General features: G+C 57.3%; 25 protein-coding genes. 15 read left to right on the top strand and 10 right to left on the bottom strand.

From position 1 onward, the window contains the following. Window positions 1-76: 76 nt before the first annotated feature. Both glnA and AC2TEM_RS19180 read right to left on the bottom strand, forming a co-directional pair. Entirely contained in the window at window positions 77-1,483 is a 1,407-nt protein-coding gene (gene glnA / locus AC2TEM_RS19185; RefSeq protein WP_170396436.1) for a type I glutamate--ammonia ligase, read from the bottom strand. A 33-nt stretch (window positions 1,484-1,516) separates the two neighbouring features. After that, window positions 1,517-1,855 carry a P-II family nitrogen regulator gene (locus AC2TEM_RS19180; RefSeq protein ID WP_170422248.1) on the bottom strand — a complete coding sequence of 113 codons (339 nt, stop codon included), beginning with the start codon at window positions 1,853-1,855 and terminating at the stop codon, window positions 1,517-1,519. Between the two features lie 169 nt (window positions 1,856-2,024). Between AC2TEM_RS19180 and AC2TEM_RS19175 the strand changes: the two genes are divergently transcribed. The 3 genes from AC2TEM_RS19175 (at window position 2,025) to tig (ending at window position 6,549) form a co-directional block, all read left to right on the top strand. After that, window positions 2,025-3,608: an NAD(P)H-hydrate dehydratase gene (locus AC2TEM_RS19175; protein ID WP_480856367.1), complete on the top strand. Its 1,584-nt coding sequence runs from the start codon at window positions 2,025-2,027 to the stop codon at window positions 3,606-3,608. A gap of 300 nt (window positions 3,609-3,908) precedes the next feature. Then, complete coding sequence (locus AC2TEM_RS19170; RefSeq protein ID WP_170422244.1) at window positions 3,909-5,033, top strand: porin; 1,125 nt, start codon at window positions 3,909-3,911, stop codon at window positions 5,031-5,033. 184 nt (window positions 5,034-5,217) lie between these two features. Then, a complete protein-coding gene (tig, locus tag AC2TEM_RS19165; RefSeq protein WP_170422480.1) occupies window positions 5,218-6,549 on the top strand; it encodes a trigger factor in 1,332 nt (443 codons plus the stop codon). A gap of 95 nt (window positions 6,550-6,644) precedes the next feature. On the opposite strand, the gene AC2TEM_RS19160 is transcribed toward tig, so the two are convergent. The 6 genes from AC2TEM_RS19160 to rpsF form a co-directional block, all read right to left on the bottom strand. Continuing rightward, on the bottom strand, window positions 6,645-7,499 hold the full coding sequence (locus tag AC2TEM_RS19160) for an acyl-homoserine-lactone synthase (RefSeq protein WP_170396444.1): 855 nt from the start codon (window positions 7,497-7,499) through the stop codon (window positions 6,645-6,647). Window positions 7,500-7,618: 119 nt separating this feature from the next. Further along, window positions 7,619-8,320, bottom strand: a complete 702-nt coding sequence (locus AC2TEM_RS19155) for an autoinducer binding domain-containing protein (protein WP_170396446.1) — start codon at window positions 8,318-8,320, stop codon at window positions 7,619-7,621. Window positions 8,321-8,598: 278 nt separating this feature from the next. Next, entirely contained in the window at window positions 8,599-9,084 is a 486-nt protein-coding gene (locus AC2TEM_RS19150; protein ID WP_170396448.1) for a lytic transglycosylase domain-containing protein, read from the bottom strand. Window positions 9,085-9,237: 153 nt separating this feature from the next. After that, window positions 9,238-9,858, bottom strand: a complete 621-nt coding sequence (rplI, locus tag AC2TEM_RS19145) for a 50S ribosomal protein L9 (RefSeq protein WP_170396450.1) — start codon at window positions 9,856-9,858, stop codon at window positions 9,238-9,240. 12 nt (window positions 9,859-9,870) lie between these two features. Beyond that, a complete protein-coding gene (gene rpsR, locus AC2TEM_RS19140) occupies window positions 9,871-10,098 on the bottom strand; it encodes a 30S ribosomal protein S18 (protein WP_005608650.1) in 228 nt (75 codons plus the stop codon). A 27-nt stretch (window positions 10,099-10,125) separates the two neighbouring features. Continuing rightward, on the bottom strand, window positions 10,126-10,479 hold the full coding sequence (gene rpsF / locus AC2TEM_RS19135; protein WP_068332653.1) for a 30S ribosomal protein S6: 354 nt from the start codon (window positions 10,477-10,479) through the stop codon (window positions 10,126-10,128). A 278-nt stretch (window positions 10,480-10,757) separates the two neighbouring features. Between rpsF and AC2TEM_RS19130 the strand changes: the two genes are divergently transcribed. Beyond that, window positions 10,758-11,267, top strand: coding sequence for a hypothetical protein (locus AC2TEM_RS19130; RefSeq protein WP_480459283.1), 510 nt, complete (start codon window positions 10,758-10,760; stop codon window positions 11,265-11,267). Between the two features lie 126 nt (window positions 11,268-11,393). Beyond that, a complete protein-coding gene (locus tag AC2TEM_RS19125) occupies window positions 11,394-11,966 on the top strand; it encodes a YceI family protein (protein WP_170422240.1) in 573 nt (190 codons plus the stop codon). Window positions 11,967-12,019: 53 nt separating this feature from the next. Here AC2TEM_RS19125 and AC2TEM_RS19120 read toward each other — a convergent pair whose 3' ends face one another. Beyond that, entirely contained in the window at window positions 12,020-13,249 is a 1,230-nt protein-coding gene (locus AC2TEM_RS19120; RefSeq protein WP_170396455.1) for a cytochrome b/b6 domain-containing protein, read from the bottom strand. 172 nt (window positions 13,250-13,421) lie between these two features. On the opposite strand from AC2TEM_RS19120, the gene fabD reads away from it, so the two are divergent. From fabD to mltG, 7 genes are all read left to right on the top strand, one after another. Beyond that, a complete protein-coding gene (gene fabD / locus AC2TEM_RS19115) occupies window positions 13,422-14,360 on the top strand; it encodes an ACP S-malonyltransferase (RefSeq protein WP_170422238.1) in 939 nt (312 codons plus the stop codon). 44 nt (window positions 14,361-14,404) lie between these two features. After that, window positions 14,405-15,142, top strand: a complete 738-nt coding sequence (gene fabG, locus AC2TEM_RS19110) for a 3-oxoacyl-[acyl-carrier-protein] reductase (protein ID WP_170396459.1) — start codon at window positions 14,405-14,407, stop codon at window positions 15,140-15,142. Between the two features lie 210 nt (window positions 15,143-15,352). Beyond that, on the top strand, window positions 15,353-15,586 hold the full coding sequence (locus AC2TEM_RS19105; RefSeq protein WP_008756330.1) for an acyl carrier protein: 234 nt from the start codon (window positions 15,353-15,355) through the stop codon (window positions 15,584-15,586). Window positions 15,587-15,727: 141 nt separating this feature from the next. Then, window positions 15,728-16,267 carry a GNAT family N-acetyltransferase gene (locus AC2TEM_RS19100; protein WP_170403143.1) on the top strand — a complete coding sequence of 180 codons (540 nt, stop codon included), beginning with the start codon at window positions 15,728-15,730 and terminating at the stop codon, window positions 16,265-16,267. Window positions 16,268-16,390: 123 nt separating this feature from the next. Continuing rightward, window positions 16,391-17,134: a 1-(5-phosphoribosyl)-5-[(5-phosphoribosylamino)methylideneamino]imidazole-4-carboxamide isomerase gene (locus AC2TEM_RS19095; RefSeq protein WP_170396463.1), complete on the top strand. Its 744-nt coding sequence runs from the start codon at window positions 16,391-16,393 to the stop codon at window positions 17,132-17,134. A gap of 203 nt (window positions 17,135-17,337) precedes the next feature. Then, the gene (gene fabF / locus AC2TEM_RS19090; RefSeq protein WP_170403139.1) at window positions 17,338-18,603 is read left to right on the top strand and encodes a beta-ketoacyl-ACP synthase II; all 1,266 of its coding nucleotides are present in this window, start codon (window positions 17,338-17,340) and stop codon (window positions 18,601-18,603) included. Next, window positions 18,604-19,761, top strand: coding sequence for an endolytic transglycosylase MltG (mltG, locus tag AC2TEM_RS19085; protein ID WP_170422236.1), 1,158 nt, complete (start codon window positions 18,604-18,606; stop codon window positions 19,759-19,761). It begins immediately after the preceding gene. A gap of 113 nt (window positions 19,762-19,874) precedes the next feature. On the opposite strand, the gene AC2TEM_RS19080 is transcribed toward mltG, so the two are convergent. After that, on the bottom strand, window positions 19,875-21,134 hold the full coding sequence (locus tag AC2TEM_RS19080) for a DEAD/DEAH box helicase (RefSeq protein ID WP_170422235.1): 1,260 nt from the start codon (window positions 21,132-21,134) through the stop codon (window positions 19,875-19,877). A gap of 325 nt (window positions 21,135-21,459) precedes the next feature. Between AC2TEM_RS19080 and AC2TEM_RS19075 the strand changes: the two genes are divergently transcribed. The 3 genes from AC2TEM_RS19075 to AC2TEM_RS19065 all read left to right on the top strand — a co-directional run bounded on the left by AC2TEM_RS19075 (window position 21,460) and on the right by AC2TEM_RS19065 (window position 24,151). Beyond that, window positions 21,460-22,347, top strand: a complete 888-nt coding sequence (locus AC2TEM_RS19075; RefSeq protein WP_170422233.1) for a DMT family transporter — start codon at window positions 21,460-21,462, stop codon at window positions 22,345-22,347. Between the two features lie 180 nt (window positions 22,348-22,527). Next, window positions 22,528-22,872, top strand: coding sequence for a hypothetical protein (locus AC2TEM_RS19070; RefSeq protein WP_039536221.1), 345 nt, complete (start codon window positions 22,528-22,530; stop codon window positions 22,870-22,872). Continuing rightward, a complete protein-coding gene (locus tag AC2TEM_RS19065) occupies window positions 22,781-24,151 on the top strand; it encodes a DNA-packaging protein (protein ID WP_480856366.1) in 1,371 nt (456 codons plus the stop codon). Before AC2TEM_RS19070 ends, AC2TEM_RS19065 begins: the two co-directional genes overlap by 92 nt. Window positions 24,152-24,181 lie beyond the last annotated feature (30 nt).

Raw genomic sequence — 24,181 nt, 5'->3', positions numbered from 1 at the left:
CGTCAAATCTCGCGGAGATACAGAAAAAGGGGCGCCCGATGGGCGCCCCCTGAGAATTTTCGTCGAAAATTCTTAATCAGCAGCTGTAGTACATGCCGTACTCAACCGGGTGAGGTGTGTGCTCGTAGGTTTCTACCTCTTCCATCTTCAGCGCGATGTAGCCGTCGATCTGGTCTTTGGTGAACACGTCGCCTTGCAGCAGGAAGTCGTGATCAGATGCCAGCGCTTCCAGAGCTTCGCGCAGGCTGCCGCAGACGGTCGGGATGTCGGCCAGTTCTTCGGCAGGAAGATCGTACAGGTTCTTGTCCATGGCTTCGCCCGGATCGATCTTGTTCTTGATGCCGTCCAGACCGGCCATCAGCAGCGCGGCGAACGCCAGATAGGGGTTTGCGGCCGGATCGGGGAAGCGGGCCTCGACGCGCTTGGCTTTCGGGCTTTCGGTCCACGGAATACGCACGCAGCCTGAACGGTTGCGGGCCGAATAGGCGCGCAAGACGGGGGCTTCGAAACCTGGGATCAGACGCTTGTAGCTGTTGGTCGCCGGGTTGGTGAAGGCGTTCAGCGTTTTGGCGTGCTTCAGGATGCCGCCGATGAAGTACAGCGCCTCATCAGACAGGTCGGCGTATTTGTCGCCCGCGAACAGCGGCTTGCCGTCTTTCCAGATCGACATGTTCACGTGCATGCCGGTGCCGTTGTCACCTGCGATTGGCTTCGGCATAAAGGTCGCCGATTTGCCATAGGCATGTGCAACGTTGTGGATCACGTACTTGTATTTCTGCAGCTCATCGGCCTGCTTGGTCAGGCTGTCGAATATCAGGCCCAGTTCGTGCTGACACGATGCAACTTCATGGTGGTGCTTGTCGACCTTCATGCCCAGACGCTTCATGGTCGACAGCATTTCCGAGCGCAGGTCCTGCGCTTCGTCAACGGGGTTTACGGGGAAGTAACCACCTTTGACGCCCGGACGATGGCCCATGTTGCCCATCTCGTATTCGGTGTCGGTGTTCCACGATGCATCAGTCGCATCAACTTCGTAGGATACCTTGTTGATACTGTTCGAGAAACGAACGTCATCAAAGAGGAAAAATTCGGCCTCAGGACCCATGTAGGCCACATCACCAATACCGGAAGCCTTCAGGTACGCTTCGGCTTTCTGAGCGGTGCCTCGCGGGTCACGTTCATAGGCTTCACCAGTGTCAGGCTCCACAACCGAGCAGTGCAGGCAGATGGTCTTTTCCGCATAGAACGGATCGACATAGGCGCTGTCGGTGTCGGGCATCAATTTCATGTCGGAAGCTTCAATCGACTTCCAGCCCGCGATGGACGAACCGTCGAACATAAAGCCCTCTTCCAGGAAGTCCTCATCGACCTGATCGGACATGATGGTGACGTGCTGAAGTTTGCCGCGCGGGTCGGTAAAGCGGATGTCGACGTATTCGGCGTCTTCATCACGGATCAGCTGAAGAACTGCGTCCTTGCTCATACTATTTGTTCCTCTGATTTGAAGATTGCTGTGTTACAGGGCTTCCGAACCGGTTTCGCCGGTGCGGATACGAATGGCTTGTTCGATAGGTGAAACAAAGATTTTTCCGTCCCCGATCTTGTCGGTCTTTGCGGCGCCAACGATGGCTTCGATCGCAGCGTCAACCTGATCATCATCCAGGACGACCTCGACCTTTACCTTGGGTAGAAAGTCGACAACATATTCTGCGCCGCGATAAAGTTCGGTGTGACCTTTCTGGCGACCAAAGCCTTTCACCTCGACCACGCTGAGGCCCTGGACTCCCACGTCCTGCAGCGCCTCTTTCACTTCGTCCAGTTTGAACGGCTTGATGATCGCTTCGATCTTTTTCATTCCGGCTCACCTTGTATGGTTGTCTTGATGGCAATGATCACGTCTAAGATCGGGCGGCAATGGAACCGCGAATTTGGTCGCCTTGTGGTGCTGCAAAATCGTGCAACGGGTTAAATTTTGATCGATGTGCACAAAATGTAATCAGAATTGAATCGCGTGAGGGCGCAATATGGCAGAGTTGCTGACAGCGGCACAGATGCGGACGATCGAAAAGTCCGCGATTGAGTCCGGTGACGTGAGCGGACTGGAGCTGATGGAGCGGGCGGGGCGCGGTGTTCTTCAAGCCGTATTTGAAGAATGGCCAGAGCTGCAGCGGGGGCCAGCCCCCGCACCCCCGAGGTATTTGGGGCCAGATGAAGAGGATCCGCCGCGTGCGGTAATTCTTTGCGGGCCAGGAAATAACGGGGGGGATGGATTTGTTGTTGCACGCTTGCTGCGGGAGCGCGGCTGGGAGGTGGCGGCATTTCTTCTTGGTGATCCGACGAAGCTGCCACCAGATGCGCGTGTGAATCATGACAGATGGGGTGAATTGGGGGAGGTTCACCCATTTTCCGAAGTGTTTGCCGCGCATCAAGGGGCTGACCTTTATGTCGATGCGTTATTCGGGACGGGCTTACAGCGACCGCTTGAGGGTGATGTTCTAAAATGGGCAGAAATGACTGCCTCGGATCCAGCCATCGCCGAAAAGACAGTATCCGTTGATATGCCGTCTGGCCTGTGTTCCGATAGTGGGCGTGAGCTGGCCCCGGGGACCGCGACGGTTCAGGCCAGGCTCACGGTATCGTTTCATACTGCAAAGCTGGGGCATTATCTGGGGCTGGGGCCGGTCAGAAGTGGCCGATTGGTCGTCAAGGACATTGGTTTGGAGGAGGGAGTTCAGGGCGCGGTCAAACTGGTGACCACCCCTGATGCTGATTTTTCGAAGGCAACTGCCTTACACAAATATGCGCATGGGCATGCCTTGATTATTAGCGGAGGTGCGGGGGCAACCGGCGCGGCAAGGCTGGCGGCACGTGGTGCATTACGCATCGGGGCCGGATTGGTGACGCTGGGTGTTCCACCCTCGGCTCAGATGGAGGTTGCCAGTCACATCACTGCGCTGATGCTGCAGCGGGTCCAGAGCGGCGATGATCTGATGGAAGTCCTGATGGATGCGCGGTTGAATGCACTATGCCTCGGTCCTGGTTTAGGGCTGGCGCGTGCGCAGGAGCTGGTTCCTGCGGCGCTGGCCTTGGGGCGTCCCGCAGTGCTGGACGCGGATGCTTTGACGGCGTTTGCTGATGCGCCAGAGGTGCTGTTGGACATGCTCCATGACAGATGTGTTCTGACACCGCACGGGGGCGAGTTTGCGCGATTGTTCCCGGAGATCTCCGAAAAGCTCTCGATCAAGCCGGGCAGAGGGCCGGCTTATTCCAAAGTGGATGCCGTGCGTGAGGCGGCCAAGCAGGCTGGCTGTGTGGTACTATACAAGGGCCCTGACACGGTGATTGCTGCACCGGATGGGCAATGTGCGATCAATGCGGCGCTGTTTGACCGGGCGGCGCCCTGGCTGGCGACAGCAGGGTCGGGCGATGTGCTTGCCGGGTTCATAACGGGACTACTGGCGCGGAGCTTCAACCCGATGGCTGCAGCCAAGACCGCAGCTTGGTTACATGTGGAATGCGCCAGGCAATTTGGGCCGGGGTTGATTGCTGAAGATCTGCCGGAACAATTGCCAGCGGTATTCGCACGGCTTGAAATCAATGGGTCATAGGCAAATATTGGCCGATCGCGGGTCAAAGCGGCAATGTTTCGCCTTATGATTTACCTGTGCGCATAACGGGTGTTTGCAAGCTGCAACACGCAGCGCAAGAATTGTCTTGCAGGTTAGCTGGGTGCTGCTTTCGAACTAGGTCAAAATATTGATTATAAAACGCTTTCCCTGAAGGTCCCCGCTTCCGCCTGTGGCAGAAATGCAATGCCGGGCTAATAAGCTTTAGCAATCATTGGAACCGTTAATCCAGGTGCGCATATCGGCAATATCTAAAAAACTGACCCATCTATGGTGAATGACATGACAGTGAATTTTAAGCTGACTTCGATAGCCGCGGCGCTTGTCGCAACAACGGCAATCCCCGCCGCCGCCGAACTGAAATACGAAAACAACACGGGCGGTTATGTCCTGCTTTATGGTCAGTTGCACCCGGCCTTAATCTCGGTTGACGACGGTGAAGAGACCGAAACGCGCGTTCTGGACAATGACCTGTCAAACAGCCGCGTCGGTTTGGAACTGTTGCAGCCCTTCGGCAACAACGATTTCACCTTCCGTTTTGAAACCGGGCTTGGTCTGCCGAGCTCGAGCGAGTGGAACCAGCTGGGCACAGATTTCAGCGGCTGGACCCGTGAAGATATCCGTCACGTGGATTTCGCACTTGCCGGTGACTGGGGTAAATTCTCGGCCGGTCAGGGCAGCATGGTGGCCGATGGCGCTGCCGAAGTGGATCTGTCTTACGTTGGAACTGCGCTGTATTCCTTTACCAACGATGAAAATGGCGGGTTCTTCTATCGCGGTACTGACGGTTTGCTGAGCGACATCACCGTTGGCGATTCCAGCAGCAACTTTGACGGTGCGCGCCGTGGCCGCGTTCGGTATGACACGCCGGAGTTCAGCGGTTTTAAGGCCGGCATCGCCTATGGTCAGAACATTCTGTCCAGCAGCGATGACGATGACTATTACGATATCGGCCTTCGCTATAACAACACCTTCGGCGGCGGGGTTGAATTTGCAGCGGCGGTTGCATACTCGGTGCGTTCGGCTGACGATGGATCGGGGGACCGCAAGGATACGATCGGGTCGGCCTCGGTTATGCTGCAAAACGGCCTGAGCTTCACCGTAGCCGCCGGTACGCGGGACAATGACGCGGATGGTGCGTCTGACCCGAACTACTTCTACGGCAAGATTGCCTATGAGGATCAGTGGGTATCCTGGGGTAAAACCGGTATCGGGATCGACTATTACTCGGGCTCGGACTTCGTAAATGACGGTTCCAGCACCGATGCTTGGGGCATCGCTGTTGTTCAGCGTATCGACAGCATCAATACAGATGCATATCTGAAATACCGCAATCACGATTTCGAAGATGGCGCTTCGTTCGACAACAACGAGGCGTGGGTGCTGGGGGCCCGCTGGAGGTTCTGATTTCTCAGCTTTCGATGATCGAACGCTCCGGCCTGTGCCGGGGCGTTTTTTCGTCTGTAATAGGGGTAAAACCAGCCTGAAAGGGCCTTTGCCTCTTGCACGCAGGCGGCTGTGCAAATAGAAGGCGTCAAATTTGCCCGGCGCGCCCGTTTTGCGCGCCCCGAATCCTATGGGGACTACCAAAATGCAGGTTACCGAGACGCTGAACGAAGGTCTGAAGCGCGGCTACAACATCGTTGTGACCGCAGCCGAGCTGGACGACAAGGTCAACGAGAAACTGACCGAAGCGCAGCCCGAGGTTGAAATGAAGGGTTTCCGCAAAGGCAAGGTGCCGATGGCTCTGCTGAAAAAGCAGTTCGGCCAGCGCTTGCTTGGCGAAGCGATGCAAGAAACCATCGACGGTGCGATGAACAAGCACTTTGAGGACAGCGGCGAACGTCCTGCTTTGCAGCCCGAGGTCAAGATGACCAACGAGGACTGGAAAGAAGGCGACGACGTAGAAGTTGCGATGTCCTACGAAGCGCTGCCCGAGATTCCAGAAGTTGACCTGAAATCGGTTGAACTGGAGAAGCTGGTTGTCAAAGCGGACGACGCAGCCGTGGAAGAAGCGCTGAACAACCTGGCCGAGACCGCGCAGAACTTCAAAGCGCGTCGTAAGGGTTCGAAAGCCAAGGACGGTGACCAGATCGTGTTCGACTTTGTTGGTAAAGTTGACGGCGAAGAGTTCGAAGGCGGTTCGGCTGAAGATTACCCGCTGGTTCTGGGCTCGAACAGCTTCATCCCCGGCTTTGAAGAGCAGTTGGTCGGTGTGAAGGCCGAGGAAGAAAAAGACGTCAACGTCACCTTCCCCGAGGAATACGGTGCCGAGCATCTGGCCGGCAAAGACGCCGTTTTCACCTGCACCATCAAAGAGGTGAAAGAGCCGGTCGCAGCTGAGGTCGACGACGAGTTGGCCAAGAAATTTGGTGCTGAGGATCTGGCTGCTCTGAAAGCACAGATCGCCGAGCGTCTGGAAGCCGAATATGCTGGTGCGTCCCGTGCAGTTATGAAGCGCGCTTTGTTGGACGTGCTGGACGAGAAAGTCTCGTTCGACCTGCCGCCGTCACTGGTAGAAGCCGAAGCCAAGCAGATCGCACACCAGCTGTGGCACGAGGAAAACCCTGACGTTGAAGGTCACGATCACGATCCGATCGAACCAACCGACGAGCATAACAAGCTTGCCGAACGCCGCGTGCGTCTGGGCCTGCTGCTTGCCGAACTGGGCCAGAAGGCCGAGGTTGAAGTGACCGACTCGGAAATGACACAAGCGATCATGAACCAGGCGCGTCAGTACCCGGGCCAGGAGCGCCAGTTCTTTGAATTTGTGCAGCAGAACGCCCAAATGCAGCAGCAGCTGCGTGCGCCTATCTTTGAAGACAAGGTTGTCGACTACGTCTTCGAACTGGCTCAGGTTGCGGACAAAGAAGTCAGCAAGGACGATCTGCAAAAAGCCGTTGAGGCACTGGAAGAGGAATAATCCTCTTCCTTCCCCCATTAGGGGTCAAAAAAAAGCGGAGCCGTCTCGAATTAGACGGCTCCGCATGGGTGGCTTTGTACTATGAGGTGAGGGGGTCAGGCCTCATGAGCAAAAGCACGGGGGGTCTGTAACAGAGCGGTCTTCTGCTCTGGGGTGAATGTGTCGGACAGCGCTTCGATCAGTTTCAGCACTGCCTGCCTTTCTTCTTCCGTCTTGGCCGCACTCATCTGTTCGACAAAGTACTTCTCAAGATCGGTGAGCGGCTTGTGGTCGCGATTTGCGGGGCTGAGTTTGGCGGCCTTTTTGGCCTCGAAGAACTCTAACGCCTTTTCTTCTTCGATAAAGACATCGTGGTGAATGTCTGCGAATTCGCGAAGGCCCGAAATCCTTTCTTCTGTGCAATCCAGCAACGCCGCCATGGCCGGTACCTTGCCCATCGGAACGGTTTCGCCCACATAGTCGTAAGGCGCACAGTTCGAGCGTTTGAGAACGCGGTTCATAACCGGGTCAATCACGGTGATGATGTCCTGGATACCCGCACTACGGCAGTATTCCAGAGATCCGATCATCAGCTCACAGGTCGCGTAAGAAACCGAGTTCTTCTCTTTTCCTCGGGTCAGTCGCTGCGTGTCGACGCAGAAGCGGGTGGATTCCCACATGGTCGCGCTGCGCATTGGCGCTTCGCCGCATAAGATATCCGAGAACACATCTGAAAGCATGTGCGGGCCGGTTGTCTGGAGTGCACGTACTGCGGCTACGACGTTCCCCTCATCGTCGAGACCAATTACGTATGCAGGATCCAGATGATCGAACTGATCGATTTCTTTGCCGTCTTCGATGTGGACGTCCCATCCAAGTCGCCCGCCAAAAACCCGAGCGCGCAGTTCGAACATATCGTCAAGAACTTCGGTGAACAGATGTCTGTTCAGCCCATCAACTACCAAAATCATGTTAACCCCCTTCGAGTGATCTGTCTGTGGATAAGACGTTACCCGGTTTCCACAGCGAATCTATTGGGGGTTTCCCGTAATATTGGCTTTTTTTAGCCCAATTTCGGCAAAATTTGGCTTTATCCTGGGTAGATTAAGCCGATTCCGATGGCCCGACCGACAGCCTGCGGAGTCGTCAGTGCATTAAGCTTTTCGCGAGAAGAGCGCAAGTGCACCTCAACCGTGCGGTGCGAAATCGACAGTATATCGCCGATATCTTGTTGCGATTTACCCGCTGCGGCCCATTGCAAAATCTCCAATTCTCGGCTGGAGAGGGTCGGGTGGTACAGCATCCGGCTGATCGTATCCGATGTCATGACATTGTCATGGATGTGTACGGCCAATGATTGCAGGTCACTTATCACGTTGGGCACCAGTTTCTTCCACTCATCCCGGCTGCACTCGCGCACTGCGCTAAGCAAGCCGATATCTCCGTACGGCCCGCGAACCGGAATCGTAATGCCTTGATCTGGAATGCCAAAATCATGTGCATCGCGAAAAACGCGCTGGAAATCTTTACCGCGTTCCAGACGGCTCCAGTCGACCGGAGCGATACTGCGCTGGCTCATGTGCAGCGTCGGATCGATCAGGTGCAGGCCTTGCTCTTGATAGTGGGTTTTCCAGTCGTCCCCATAAGTCACATGGCCGTGAATCGTACCTGCAGCAGGATTCATACCCGCATAGGCTGCGTGGTCCATTTCATATTTGTCACAGACCTGACGCAGGAACTCGTCATACCGAGTATCCTGTTCGGGAAGAGTGCTGAGATCAACAATATCCATACGGTAACGACCAGTTAGACCCGAGTGAGCGGGCGGATCCCCTTGGCCAGGAAAATGATACTGTCTTCCCTGACGTCAAGCAGGACACCACATTTCGCTTGTCAAGACAAGAAGATGTGGGAAATGTCTGCCTTTTATAGGTAAATGTGCCTTTCGGGCACACAATTACGCACCTTTAAAAGATTTAACGTCAGAGTTGTGCAGTAGGTCATGGGATTCGCCGTGGCATTTCGAAGGTTATGTATGTGCATTACAATCGAAATGCGAATTAAACATGCCTATTCTGTGGCAGAAACCAGACCCGTCTCGACGAGCATGCCCCTGGCCTTTGCTTCGGGCCAATATCCTTTGGCATAAAGAAAGATGGCACGCTGCTGATCTCCATCAGACAAAAGCCAGGCGCCTCGCAGGTATTTTCCGGCAAACTCCAGATTGGTATCGGCGTCCAGCAGGCCTTTGGCATTTCCAGTATAACCCATTGATCGCGCAGTGGCCGGGAGGATTTGCAGAAGCCCATAATAGGGGCGGTTCACCGCCCACGGCCGATGTGTGCTTTCACGGATCGCCAGCTTGTGCACCAACTCCCGCGGGAGCTCGTAGTGGTCAGCCCATTTATTGATCGAGGCGCGAAGCTCGGGTGTTTCATTGGGGTAGAGGGGGGGATCGAACGTATCGCCGGAACCCGAGCTGCCAGGACTGCCACAAGCTGCAAGCGGTGCCATAAGCAACAAGGTTAAGACGCGGCGACGAAGGAGGGGGGTCATCAAAATACTCCTGATTGCGAATGGCGATGATATGAAACCCTCGCCGGTCTGCAAGGCCAGGCGAACAATCGGGCCGAATTTTGCTTGCGATGTAACAAAAAGAAAAAGGGCCGCGTAAAAGCGCGGCCCTTTGATATTGGATATGCAGCCAGATCAGGCTTTTGCTTCGTCTTCTTCGACCGGAGCTTCTTCGGCAACCAGATCTTCGTCTTCCGAAGCGGCAGAGCCTATGTCGTCGAACAGCTCGGCGATCTCGAATTCGGCAGCGGCTTCTTCTTCAGCAGCCAGTTCCTGGATCGATTTGCCCGATGCCTGCAGTTCGGCTTCTTCTTCCGAACGTGCGACGTTCATCTTGATCTCGACTTCTACCTCGGGGTGCAGGTTGACTGCGACCGAGTGCAGACCCAGTTCCTTGATCGGAGCGATCAGGGCAATCTGTTTCTTGTCGACGGTGAAACCAGCTTCGGTTGCGGCGTCTGCGGCATCACGCGGGGTGACCGAACCGTACAGAGCACCGGCATCCGATGCCGAACGAATCACGATGAACTGCTGACCGTCCAGCTTTTCAGCCAGCGCTTCAGCTTCTTTCTTGGTTTCCAGGTTGCGTGCCTCAAGCTGGGCTTTCTGGGCTTCGAACGACGCGATGTTGGCGTTCGATGCGCTCAGCGCTTTGCCTTGGGGCAGCAGGAAGTTGCGGGCGTAGCCGGGCTTGACGTCAACGACGTCGCCCATCTGACCCAGTTTCGCAACGCGTTCCAGAAGGATAACTTGCATGTCAGTCTCTCCTTACTTCACGGCGTAGGGCAGCAGGGCGAGGAAGCGGGCGCGCTTGATAGCACGGGCCAGTTCACGCTGCTTTTTCGCCGAAACGGCGGTGATGCGCGAAGGTACGATCTTGCCACGCTCAGAGATGTAGCGCTGCAGCAGACGGGTGTCTTTGTAGTCGATTTTCGGCGCGTTCTCACCCGAGAACGGGCAGACCTTGCGGCGGCGGAAAAATGGTTTTGCGGCCATGGTTTATGTCCTTTCGTCAGGCGTTGATCAGCGGCGCTCGCGGCGGCCTTCGCGCTCATCGCGCTTCTGCATCTGGACCGAGGGGCCCTCGGCATGCTCGTCGACCTTGATGGTCAGAACGCGCATCACGTCATCATGCAGGCGCATCAGGCGTTCCATTTCCTGAACCGCACCCGAAGGGGCATCGGTTTTCAGGAAGGCATAGTGGCCTTTGCGGTTCTTGTTGATCTTGTAAGCCATCGTCTTGACGCCCCAGTACTCGCTTTCGACGACGTTGCCGCCGTTGTCAGCCAGAACGGTGCCGAAATGTTCGACAAGGCTTTCTGCCTGCGCGTTGGACAAATCCTGACGCGCGATCATTACATGCTCATACAGTGGCATGTGCACTCCTGTTTATATCAAGGCGCATTTCAAAGGCGGGGCCATATGGTCCTTCGCGACCCTGCCACGAGAGGCTGCGCGATTCATAACTTCTGCGAAGGATGGCCCCGTATACACGTTTGAGCGGGCGGGGCAAGCCCTGCCACATATGCCTTTGTGAAGTCGCCCTATTTCCACTGGTGCGCCCAATTCCTGACGCTTTTCGCCCCGAGGTTGTTCATGAAGCCGGGAGGACCCGGTAGATTGGAAAACATAGACAGGGCAAGACAATGGCCGTCATGAACACAAACACTTTTGAACAATCGACGCCTGCTGCGGTATTTGATAAATCCGTCCCCGTTCTGATTACGTTTGCGCCGAATTGGCGGGCTCGGATGTTTCTTCTGCGTGCCGTTGGTGTCTTTCTGATCGTGTCGGCCTTTTCGATGTGGTTGATGCCGGGTTCGGTTATGGGAGCCGAGGTTTGGCCTATCAAGTTGGTCGCTTCACTGATGTTCTTGATTGTTGGCGTCAGCCTGCTGACCATCGAGGTGATGGATGCGCGCCCAGACGCCTATTTTGACCCAATCCGCCGCGAGGTTCGCATTCTTCAGAAAAACGAAAACGGTCGGCCGCAAACGGTATTGCGCCGCAGCTACGACTCGCTGGGTGGCGCGCGTTTCGCTGACGACCAGGTCGAACTGTACGATGTAGACGGAAGCCTGCTGATGAAGCTGCCCCTGGAATCGGCGGATGTTGGCTCAGCGCTCAAAGGTCAACTCAGCCAAAACGTAACAATTTTCGCCTGATTTTTATTCTGTTCAAAAAGGAACAGAAGTTGTGAATCAAAAAAACTTGTGTGCCGCCCTTGGGCGGCACATTTTCGTAGGTGAGCAACCCACCCGGTTTGCAACAACACCATTGCGGAGATTGTTATGAAATCCACCCTTATTGCTGCTGCTTTGGCCGTATCGGCGACCACAGCATTCGCCAGTGCTGAAAAATACGTTTTGGACTCCAGCCATAGCCAGGTCATCTTCAGTTGGAACCACCTTGGCTTTTCGACCACCACGGGCATGTTTTCGGGCTTTGAGGGCGAAATCATGTTTGATCAGGAAGACCCGGCAGCATCAAGCGTGACTGTTTCGATGCCGGTCGTTGAGATGATCACCGGTTGGAAGCCGCGCGAAGATCACTTCATGACCGAAGATTTCTTTGGCGCAGCCGAAGGTGATCTGGTGACCTTCACTTCAACTGGTATTGAGGTCACTGGCGAGAACACAGCCAACATCACCGGTGATCTGACCATGAATGGTGTCACCAAATCCGTGGTTCTGGATGCCAAGCTGAACCAAGTGGGTGAACACCCGATGGCGGGCAAGCCATGGGCCGGATTTGACGCCACCACGACGCTGGTGCGCAGCGATTTTGATTTGGGCCAATTCGCTCCATTCGTGGGTGACGAGGTCGAGGTCAAGATTTCGATCGAGGCGCAGAAGGCCGACTAATCCCTTCATGATCCCAAAAAGAAACCGTCGGGGTTATGCGCCCCGGCGGTTTTTTATTTGTTGTCGCGTTCTGCCGTCAATTCGACTGCCACGATAACCGTGAACCCCAACGAATCTTCGGTGGGTTGCGATGTTCCAACGTCGAAATCCATTCGGTTGAGTTCCAGATTCCCCGACATCGTCGCTGCATCGTCGGCCAGTTCCAGCGTAAATGGCAGGACGACATCGATAGATTTGTCCCGGATTGTCAGAGGTCCTCGCGCCTCATAACCCGCATCCGTTTTGAACAGGTCGGCCTTAAATTGAGCCGTAGGAAACTGCGCACTGTCAAAGAAATCCGCACCCATCGCTTGGTCGGTGACTGTGCCGAGGCTGAGTGAGCCAATGGCAATCGTTACATCGACGGAACCGGCCAACCCCGGCTCGGCGGGATCCTCAAACGCTATCGCTGCAGTCCAGTCAGCAAACTCGCCGCTTACGGGACTGCCCAATTGCGAGATAGTAATCGACAGGGATCCGTCTTCGACCTCCCATTCCGATTGAACTTGCGCAAGTTCGGCCGTGTCTTCGGTTGCTTTGGACTGGTCGTCAAAGACACCGGTGGACCAACCTCCGACCAGCACCGCGCCCCAGATTGCCAAGGCGGCGAAGGCGGGAACAATGGAATGGTGCTGCGCCGGGGGTTCCGGCGCGTCCGATTGGCCGGGCAGCATACGGCGCAGGGTACTGTCTTTGTCCACGACATGGTGTTTCAGCGCGCCCGCTATGTGCAGCACGAGCGCCACACCCAGGGCCCAGACGAAAAGCCAATGCAGGCTGGCGCTGATGTCGGCAAGGAAAGCTGACTTCGGAATAAGCGGCAGGTTCTGACCAAGGGGCCATAGGATCGGCGCGAAGCCGTCGGTGGCGGCGTGGTGGATCCAGCCGCTGAGCGGAGCCAGTACAAGCGAGCCGTACAGCAGCCAGTGCACAGTTTCGGCGGCGAAGGCCTCGGGTTTGTTTTCAGCGTTCAGCAAGCCCGGCTTCGTCTGGGTAACAGCCCAAAGGATTCGGGCCAGTGCGACGAAGAACACGGTAACACCAATGGTTTTGTGCAGTGAAAACAGCTGGGCGGCGCGGGCGATGTCATCCTCGGTCGTGGGAATGCTCGGATCGTAAATCGCATGGGCCAATTGGTTCGCGAACCAGCCCAGCGGCAGAGCCGTCAGGATCAGTAGTGCGGTCAGCCAGTGAAATGCTTTGGTTACACCACCATAGCTGGACCGGGTGTTGGTAAGGGGCATCGATTGGCTCTCCGAGTTTCTGAATTGAGGGTAAGTTAAATGGATGCCGTGTGGACACAAGACAGAGAAATGCACAGTAAAGGTGTCCTGATGCAGAACGCAGGCAATGCTTGTGCCGCGCCGATTGTCAGTTTAAACCCCGCCGAAATCTGACGTCACGCAAGAGGCACCAATGACACGCGCGTTTGTTTTCCCCGGGCAGGGCGCCCAGACCATCGGAATGGGCAAGGCCTTGGCTGAGGCATATCCAGCCGCCCGCGCCGTTTTCGATGAGGTCGATGAGGCCTTGGGCGAAAAACTGAGCGATCTGATCTGGGACGGCGATATCGCAGAGCTGACCCTGACTCAGAATGCACAGCCCGCGCTGATGGCAACCTCGATGGCCGCAATGCGCGCACTTGAGGCCGAAGGCGTTTCGATTTCAATAGCATCTTATGTGGCGGGTCACTCGCTGGGTGAATACTCGGCGCTGGCTGCGGCCGGAGCCTTGACGGTTGCCGATACTGCCCGCCTGCTGCGGACGCGCGGGCAGGCCATGCAAAGTGCAGTGCCGGTGGGCGAGGGCGCAATGGCCGCCATTCTGGGGCTCGATCTTGAAGCGGTGCGCGCCGTTGCGGAAGAGGCCGCGCAAGATGAGGTCTGTCAGGCAGCCAATGACAACGACCCGACCCAGGTTGTTGTGTCTGGTTCAAAGGCCGCTGTTGAGCGCGCAGCCGAGATCGCCAAGGAAAAAGGTGCCAAGCGTGCAATTATGTTGCCGGTAAGTGCTCCATTTCACTGTGCGCTGATGCAGCCTGCGGCAGATGTAATGGCAGAGGCTTTGGCCTCGGTTGAAATCAAAGCGCCTGCCGTGCCTTTGGTTGCGAATGTTCGCGCCGAAGCTGTGGCTGATCCAGATATGATCCGTCAGTTGCTGGTGGAACAGGTCACCGGCTCGGTTCGGTGGCGTGAGAGCGTACAGTACATGGTCGCGCAGGGTGTGACCGAAGCGTGGGAGATCGGCGCGGGCAAAGCTCTGTCGGGAATGATCCGCAAGATCGATCGAGCATTGGCGTGCACAGCGGTCGGGACGCCTGAAGATGTACAAAAAGCCGTTAACCCCGGCGCATGAACAAGGGACAGCCGCCGGATTCGGCGGCCAGAGAGGAAACATAGATGTTTGATTTGACAGGTAAGAATGCGCTAATCACCGGTGCTTCGGGTGGTATTGGCGGCGATATCGCCCGCGCGCTTTACGACGCTGGTGCAACTGTTGGCCTTTCCGGAACGCGCGTGGAGCCTCTGCAAGCTCTGGCCGACAGCCTTGGCGATCGTGCGCATGTCTTGCCGTGTAACCTGAGCGATCCCGAAGCCGTCGAGGCCCTGCCGAAACAAGCGGCTGAGGCGATGGGCTCGGTTGATATTCTGGTGAACAACGCAGGCATCACACGCGATAACCTGTTCATGCGCATGTCGGATGAAGAATGGCAGAGCGTGATCGACGTGAACATGACCGCAACGATGAAGCTGTGCAAAGGCGTGATCAGGGGCATGATGAAGGCGCGCTGGGGTCGGATCGTCAATGTCTCGTCCGTTGTGGCTGCGATCGGAAACCCAGGGCAGGCGAACTATGCTGCCTCCAAGGCCGGCATGATCGGCTTTTCCAAGGCGCTGGCGCATGAGGTTGCGACCCGTGGCATTACCGTTAATGCGGTTGCGCCGGGCTTTATCACCACCGCGATGACCGAGAAGCTGACGGATGAGCAAAAGAAGGGTCTGCTGCTCAAGGTTCCGGCCGGTCGTATGGGTGATCCGCAGGAAATCGCAGCCGCTGTGCTGTATCTGGCAAGCCCTGAAGCAGGTTATGTTACCGGAAGCACCTTGCATGTGAATGGCGGTATGGCCATGTTGTAATCGCAATTCAGGGTGGGCGCGAAAGCGTTTGCCTTGTGCGTTGTCTGTGCTATAGGCGGCGCATATGCGCAGGAACCGGTCCAAGGGCCGGTTCTCTGATTTCCCGGGGACCCGGGACCCAAACCGCCCGGAAAGGGCAAAACAAGTCCACCCCGAACGGGCAAGGGCAGAACCGGGCGGACAGCCCTGAAATTGAAATGAGGAATAGACATGAGCGACGTCGCAGATCGCGTAAAGAAGATCGTTGTTGAGCACCTGGGTGTTGAAGAGGACAAGGTTGCCGAAAACGCCTCGTTCATCGACGATCTGGGCGCAGACAGCCTGGACACCGTTGAGCTGGTAATGGCGTTCGAAGAAGAGTTCGGCATCGAGATTCCGGACGACGCAGCCGAGACCATCCAGACCTTTGGCGACGCGGTCAAATTCATCAGCGAAGCTTCCTAAGCTGACCTGACTGAGGCAAAAACGGCGCTTCCGGGCAACGGAAGCGCCGTTTTTTTATGCTCTGCCACATTTCGCGCTTGCTTTGAGGCGTTGAGGCTCCGCACTCTGACACCTGAGGCAAGTTTCTGAGCGGGCAAGGGCATGATAAGATCCACCCCGATGATCAACACGGCGCGTCTGACCTTGTGTGCAATGCGCCCCGAGGATTTCAACCGGTTCGCCGAAATCTGGCGCGACCCCGAAGTTGTACGCCATATCGGAGGCACCCCGAAAACGCGCGGCGAGGCGTGGGATTCTTTCCTGCGCAACGCTGGACATTGGCAGATGACCGGGTTCGGTCAATGGGGTGTGATGCTGCAGTCGAATCGTACTCTGATCGGGCAAGCCGGGTTCTTCTATGGCAACCGGTCTCTGGGCGATGATTTTGATGGTTTTCCCGAAGCCGGCTGGGTTCTGGCCCCGGACATGCAGGGGCAAGGATACGGGTGTGAGGCCGCGCAGGCGGCGCACGACTGGTTCGACCGGATCATTCCGGGCCCGTTGGTTGCGCTGATCGACGCGGACCATGCAGCCTCACAGCGATTGGCTGAAAAGCTGGGCTACAAGCTGTTGCGCGAAGCTGAATACCGCGACACCCCCGTTCATCTGTTTCGCCGTGACGGACCTCCGACACGGGTGTGAAACGCATTGGGCAGTGCGATGCCGCAAAATGGACGAGCTTTGCCGATCTTGTGAAATAAAGCGGCAAGCTGAGACTCTATGCTATCGTGGAATTACGGAATGATTCAGCGGAGGATATGAATCATGATGATTTACCCCACGATGGAGTTGCAGAACGGTCGGTGCGTTACGCTGGACAAGGGGCGTCTGGATGAAGCGATGATCTGGCATGTAGATCCGGTCGAGACCGCGCGCGGCTGGTCTGCGGCTGGAGCGGAATGGATGCAGCTTACGGATTTTGATGCGATCGAAGGCCGAGATACCAATTCCGAACTGATCGAAGAAATCATTCGCTCCTCTGAAATGTCAGTGCAGTTGGCAGGGGGGATGCGGACCCGCGAGCATGTTGAACATTGGATCAATAAAGGGGCTGGCCGAATCGTGATTGGCACACTTGCGGCCTGGGACCCGCAGTTAGTTAAGGAACTGGCCAAGCTTTATCCCGACCAGATCGTGTTGGCGGTCGATGTTTGGCAAGGGCAAGTGATGACCGAAGGTTGGCGCAGCCAAAGTGCGTTTACCCCGGAAGCCTTCATCGAAGCTTTCGCGGATACGCCTCTTGCAGCAATTTTGGTGACCGATATCGATAGTGATATGGAAGATGTCGAGGCGCAGCTGGGTCTGATTTCAGGACTGGCCGAAAAATCGCGTACACCGATCATAGCCAGCGGTGTCGTGCGTACCAGCGACGATATCTCTCGTCTCGCCTATATCTCGAATATTTCGGGTGCGATCGTTGGCCGGGCACTGTTCCGCAAGTCCGTCGATCTGTCCGAAGCATTGGAGGTCGCCCAATCGGCACACGAGCCAGTCGCCGAGTTCCAGTAAACTTCAGTACCAGACGACCCGCCTTTCCCGTTGAAGGAAGGGCGGGTTTTTGCCTTTCAGGCATCGTTCAACTCAATTGACAGAGGATTTGAACAGGTTACGGCACAAGGATGCCGGTTCAGAATATGCCGTTGCTCTTGCCCCCGCACCCCGGGCCGGGGTATGAGCGGTTCTCATAACAGGAAGCAGGCAAGAGGCACTTCATGCGCAGAGTCGTTGTAACCGGTCTTGGATTGGTCACTCCTTTGGCCAGTGGGGTCGAGGAAACATGGTCACGGCTGCTGGATGGAGAATCCGGCGCAGGACCAATCACGCAGTTTGATGCCGAGGCAAGCGGGGTCACCACGACCTATGCCTGCGAAGTGCCGCGCGGAGATGGCACCAACGGGACGTTTAATCCTGACGATTGGATGCCGCCGAAAGAACAGCGCAAGATTGAAGATTTCATCCTATATTCCATCGCTGCAGCCGAGATGGCTTGCAAGGATGCCAATTGGCTGCCCGAAGACGAAGAAGACCGCCTGCGCACGGGCGTTCTGATTGGGTCCGGTATCGGTGGGCTGGGATCAATTGCCAACACGGCCAACCTGATCCGCGACAAAGGTCCGCGCAGGGTTTCTCCGTTCTTTATCCCGGGCGCGCTGATCAATCTGGCCTCGGGGCAGGTTTCGATCCGTCATGGGTTCAAGGGGCCGAACCACTCGGTCGTGACTGCTTGCTCGACCGGTGCTCATGCGATCGGTGATGCCAGCCGCATCATCCGCGCCGGGGATGCAGACGTGATGATCGCAGGTGGAGGCGAGGGCTGTATTTGCGAAATCGGTATCGCCGGCTTCAACGCCTGCAAGGCGCTGTCGACCAAATACGCCGATGATCCAAAGAAAGCGAGCCGCCCCTATGACATCGACCGCGACGGTTTCGTCATGGGCGAAGGTGCAGGCATTGTAGTTCTTGAGGATTACGAACACGCCAAAGCGCGCGGTGCCAAGATTTATGCCGAGGTTCTGGGCTATGGGATGTCGGGTGACGCTTATCACATAACCGCGCCGTCCGAGGATGGCGACGGGGCCGAACGCTCGATGAAAGCAGCGCTGCGTAGTGCGGGGCTTGAGCCGAAGGATCTGGATTACATTAACGCGCATGGGACCTCGACCATGGCGGATACGATTGAGCTGGGCGCGGTAGAACGCCTGCTGGGGGATCACGCCAGCAACGCGACGATGACTTCGACCAAATCGGCCACTGGTCACCTGCTGGGCGCCGCTGGCGCGATTGAGGCGATTTTCTCAATCCTTGCGATCCGCGATCAGGTTGCACCACCGACGATCAATCTGGACAATCCAGCAGTTGAAACTCCGATCGATTTGGCCCCGAATGCCAAGCGCGAGCGTGAGATCAACGTGGCCTTGTCAAATTCGTTCGGCTTCGGCGGCACCAATGCAAGTGTGATCTTCGGAAAGGTCAACTAAATGTGGCGAGCGCTCGCTTCGAACGCGTTGACAATACTGATCGTTGGGCTGTTCCTGATGGGCGGTGTCGTCCTGTGGGGGCAGTCGCAATACAAGTCCGAAGGACCGCTGGAAACCGCGATCTGCCTGCAGGTAAAGCCAGGCTCCAACATGACACGGGTCAGCCGTGACCTCGAGGATCAGGGTGCGATCAGCAGTGGGTTGATTTTCCGCTTAGCTGCTGATTACGCAGACAAATCTCAGCAATTGAAAGCGGGCAGCTTCTTGGTGCGTGAAGGCACGTCGATGGAGCAAATCGTCGACGACATTACCCGTAGCGGCGCCAGCACCTGCGGGACCGAGATCGAATACCGTATCGGCGTGACACGTATGCAGACGCGCGTGCGCGAACTGAACCCGGCGACGCTGGATTTTGATGAGGTGGCTTCCTTTGTGATCGGCGAAGAGGACGCCCCGGAAGTTTATGCAGAAAAACGCGGTGAGGCGGATACGCGTTATCGCATCTCGTTAGCTGAAGGCGTCACCAGTTGGCAGATTGTCGAGTCGCTGAAAGCGATGGATTTGCTAACCGGCGAAGTAGCCGAATTGCCAGCTGAAGGGATGTTGGCCCCTGACAGTTATGAGGTCAGACCCGGTGAAGATCGGAATGCAATACTTGCTGAAATGCAGGAAAAACAGCAGCTTAGAATCAACGCAGCGTGGGAGGGGCGTCAGGATGGTTTACCTCTGAACAGCCCCGAAGAGATGCTGATTTTGGCTTCGATCATCGAAAAAGAAACAGGTCAGCCGGAAGAGCGTGGCCAGGTAGCCAGCGTTTTCGTTAACCGTCTGAACCAAGGTATGAGGCTGCAGACAGACCCGACGGTGATCTATGGTGTAACCAAAGGGCAGGGTACTTTGGGTCGCGGTTTGCGGCAAAGCGAACTGCGCCGTGCGACGCCTTGGAACACCTATGTCATCGAAGGGCTGCCGCCGACCCCGATTGCCAATCCGGGTCTCGCGAGCCTTGAGGCTGCGGTGGCACCTGACAACACGGATTTCATCTTCTTTGTTGCGGACGGAACCGGTGGTCATGCCTTTGCCGAGACCCTGCAAGAGCACAATCGCAACGTCGCAAAGTGGCGTGAGATCGAGGCCGAGCGGAATTCCGGGAACTGATTCAATCGTCCGTGTTGTACAGGTTTGAAACGGCACTTTGTCCGACTTGTACAACACGAATCTCTGACCCCGATAAAGCAACGGCCCGGTCAATCGACCGGGCCGTTTCTTATTCAGGCCGCTTTCGCGCGACGCGGTCGGCGGCGTTTCTGACCGCCCGGTTTGGGCGCACCAGAGTGCTGAGGTTTCGGGCTGCGACGGCGGTTGCTTGGGCGGCGCGGGGTTTTCTTTGGTGAGATTGCTTCAGGCATCTCACCGCTGGCGACCGGGATTTCGATCTTCATCAGCTTCTGAATCTGACGCAGCAGGTCGACCTCTTCCGCCGAGCAGAAGGCAATGGCCTCGCCCTCGCGGCCTGCACGAGCGGTGCGGCCGATGCGGTGGACATAGTTGTCCGGTACCTCGGGCAGGTCGTAGTTGATCACATAGGCCACGCCCGGAATATCGATGCCGCGCGCGGCGACGTCGGTAGCGACCAGAACATTGACCTCACCGGCGCGGAACGCCTTGATGGCGCGGTCGCGTTGGCCCTGACTTTTGTTGCCGTGGATCGAGGCTGCATTGTAGCCATCGGCGACAAGCCCCTTCATCAGCTTTTCGGCCCCGTGTTTGGTGCGGGAGAAGACCAACGTCAGCGCGTCCATGTCAGCCGAGAGGATCTCGCGCAGTTTGGCGGGTTTTGCAGGCTTTTCAACAAAGTGGATCGCCTGCGTGATCTTGTCGGCTGCTTTGCCGGGGGGCGAGACCTGCACCCGTTGCGGGTTGGTCAGGTAAGCGCGGCTGAGCTCTTCCATTTGCTTCGGCATGGTGGCTGAGAACAGCATGGTTTGGCGCGGCGTGCCCAGTTCCGGCGCGATCCGACGTAGGGCATGTATGAAGCCCATATCGAGCATCTGGTCAGCCTCGTCCAGCACGAGGTGCTTGACTGAACCCAGATTAACCGCACCGCGATCCATCAGGTCGATCAGGCGACCGGGGGTGGCGACAAGAATGTCGGTGCCGCGCGCCAGAAACATGATCTGCTTGTTGATCGACTGACCACCAACCACGGTCGCGACGCGGATCTTGGTTTTCTTGGTCAAGTTGCGAAGGCTGTCGGCGATCTGGTTGACCAACTCGCGGGTGGGCGCGAGGATCAGCGCTTTGGCGGTTTTGGGATCGGGCTTGCCGGGCTGGGCCAGCAGATGGTCGATCAGCGGCAGGCCAAAGGCCAATGTCTTACCTGTACCGGTCTGGGCGAGGCCAAGGATATCGTGACCATTCAGGGCCAGCGGGATCGCCTGGTTCTGGATCGGGGTCGGTTGAGTGAAGTTGGCGCGTTTGAGCGCATCATTTAGAGCGGGCGCAAGGCCCAGCATATCGAAGTCGAACAAATATCTATCCTTTACAGCCCGAGGCAAAGGTCCACGGGCAAGTCGTGATGGGCCGCATCCGCGACCGGCAGGGGTTGTGCGAAACCTCAGGACGTGCAGGCGTTCCCTGCAGCATCTGGTTGACGCGTCAAGAACCCTGCGTGATGGGGAACTATGGGTGAATCGGGCGCTGTTGGGGGCGGTGTCGCCCACGTGCTCACGCGGTAGCGCTGTTTGAGGGGCACATGCGCCTTGCGGTCGCGATTGTCAAGCGCCGTGTCGGCCATAAGCTTGCGCGGGTTGCGCGTTTGCCAGATACGGTTCGGAAGGTTTTATGAGTCGGGTCATGACATTCAGAGCTTTACATGGAGCGGATTTGAGGACCGCCAGCGTCGCCCTTGTCATCGGCGGGATGATGTGGGGGCTGTACTGGATTCCGGTTCGCTACTTTGTCGACCAAGGACTGGATGGCCCATGGCCGGGTATTGTGATGTACACCTCGGCGTTGATCGTACTGACGCCTTTCCTGATGCGCGAACGGCAAGCGCTTTTGAAAGATTGGCGCGGGCTGATCTTCAGCGGGATGTTCACCGGTGCTGCGTTCAGCTTGTTTACCATCAGTCTGGTTTACACAGATGTCGTCCGGTCAATCCTGCTGTTCTATCTGACACCGGTCTGGGGAACGATCCTTGGAATGGTGTTTCTGGGTGAGCGTCTTGGCCCGGCGCGCGTGCTGGGCTTACTCTGCGGTCTGGGTGGCATGTTCATCGTGCTTGGCGGAGAACAGGGGTTTCCCTGGCCGCGCAATACTGGAGACTGGCTGGCCCTGATCTCGGGGATCACTTGGGCGATGGGATCGCTGGGGCTTTATCGGACGTCCGGTATTTCTGTTCCGGGGCAGGTTTTTGCCTTTGTTTCAGGCGCTTTGGTGTTGTCTCTGCTGAGCCTTCCATTCGGCGGCGGTTTGGCGTCATCAGAGGCAGTCGGCGAGATGGTTATACGAATCGGCCCGGTCGCGTTGCTGTCGGTCCTGTACACCTTGCCGATGTTTTTTCTGACGATTTGGCCCGCAACCAAGCTGACCCCGGCACGCGTTGGTCTACTGCTGATGAGCGAAGTTGTGGTGGGCCTGATCTCGGCGGCGGTCTTCTCGGGCGAGCCGTTTGGGATGAGAGAAGCATTGGGTGCGGCTTTGATCGTAAGCGCTGCGTTTCTTGAGGTCATGCGGGGCTGATCGTTAACGGATCGGACGCCGGGTGTTGCGTCCGCGTTGCGTAACGCATTGACTTTGCGCGCTTTTCTTGGTATAAATTATGTCATGCTAGAAGAGGTGGGCAACGGCCCCGGGGCGACCCGGCGGTCGTTTTTCGTTTCTCTCGTGCGGAAAAACTCACGCATGAGGTCACAGGCAAACATGACTTTGATTACCCCGGAAGAGCGGATTTCTCAGACGGCTGATTTATTGCAGTCGCTTGAGCGATCCATTCGCGATCTGCGCCAAGCGGCGGAAGAACTGCGAAAACAGATCGGTGCCGGGGAGGATGCAGACCTTGCCGGAACAGGCAAGCAACTGGGTCAGCTAGAGGGGCTGATCCGTAGTTGCCAGAAAGTGGAGACAAGCTTTGTCGAACAACATCACAGACAAGCCGGAATTGCCCAAGGGGGCTATGCGCTCGACCTTGATCGGGCACGATCTGAGATCGGGTGCAGGCTGGCTCGCCTCCGCGCCTGCTGCGGTGCAGGACAGATTTCTGAGTGAGATCGGGGAGGGGGGGCTGTGTGCCCTCCCTTTCCTGTTCGAGTTCTGGGCGCTGCTGCATCAGTTGCCGCCCGAGGGCGACTGGCGGTCGTGGGTGATCATGGGCGGGCGCGGGGCCGGTAAGACGCGGGCGGGGGCCGAGTGGGTGCGGTCGGTGGTCGAGGGGTCATTGCCTCTGGATCGGGGGCAGGCGTGTCGTGTGGCTCTGGTCGGTGAGACATTTGATCAGGTGCGCGATGTGATGATCTTTGGGGATAGCGGGATATTGCAGTGTTCACCGCCGGATCGGCGGCCTGTTTGGAAGGCGTCTGAACGCAAGCTGGTTTGGCCTAACGGGTCCGAGGCGCAGGCGTTTTCGGCGCATGATCCCGAGGGGCTGCGGGGGCCGCAGTTTGATGCGGCCTGGGTGGATGAGCTGGCCAAGTGGAAGAAGGCGGGCGAGACCTGGGATATGTTGCAATTTGCGCTGCGGCTGGGGGAACGGCCGCGGGTCTGTGTGACCACGACGCCGCGCAATGTGAAGGTTTTGAAGGAGTTGCTGGCGTCTCCGTCCACGGTGCAGACCCACGCGCCGACCGAGGCGAACCGGGCCAATCTGGCGGGTTCCTTTTTGGAAGAGGTACGCGCGCGCTATGCAGGCACGCGGCTGGGGCGGCAGGAATTAGACGGGGTGTTGCTGTCGGATGCCGAAGGCGCGTTGTGGACGGGTTCGATGCTGGAGGCGGCGCGCTGTACGCGGGTGCCTACGCTGGACCGCATCGTCGTGGCACTGGACCCGGCAGTAACGGCGAGGGCGGATGCAGATGCTTGCGGGATCGTGGTCGTTGGTGCTCAGCTAGAGGGGCCGCCCGAGGACTGGCGGGCCTATGTGCTGGCTGACCGGACGGTGCAGGGCGTTGGCCCGGCGGGCTGGGCGCAGGCGGCGATTGACGCGATGGATGAGTTCGGGGCCGAACGGCTGGTGGCCGAGGTCAATCAGGGCGGGCAACTGGTGGAAGAGGTCGTGCGGCAGGTGGACCCTCTGGTGCCTTATCGCGCGGTGCGGGCGTCACGCGGGAAGGTCGCGCGGGCTGAGCCTGTGGCGGCCTTGTACGAACAGGGGCGGGTGCGCCATGTGGCCGGGCTCGACGCGCTGGAGGAGCAGATGTGCCAGATGACCGCGCGTGGTTTCGAGGGGCAGGGTTCGCCCGACCGGGTCGACGCGCTGGTCTGGGCGCTGCATGAGCTGGTTGTGGGACCTGCGAGGACGTATCGGCGGCCTAGGGTGCGGAGTTTGTGAGCATTTTGAGGGGTGCTCTACAAACATTCA

This window comes from Ruegeria sp. HKCCD3925, from assembly GCF_057221175.1.
The sequence above is the reverse complement of the archived record's forward strand: the minus strand, read 5'-3'. Positions and strand labels throughout refer to the sequence as shown.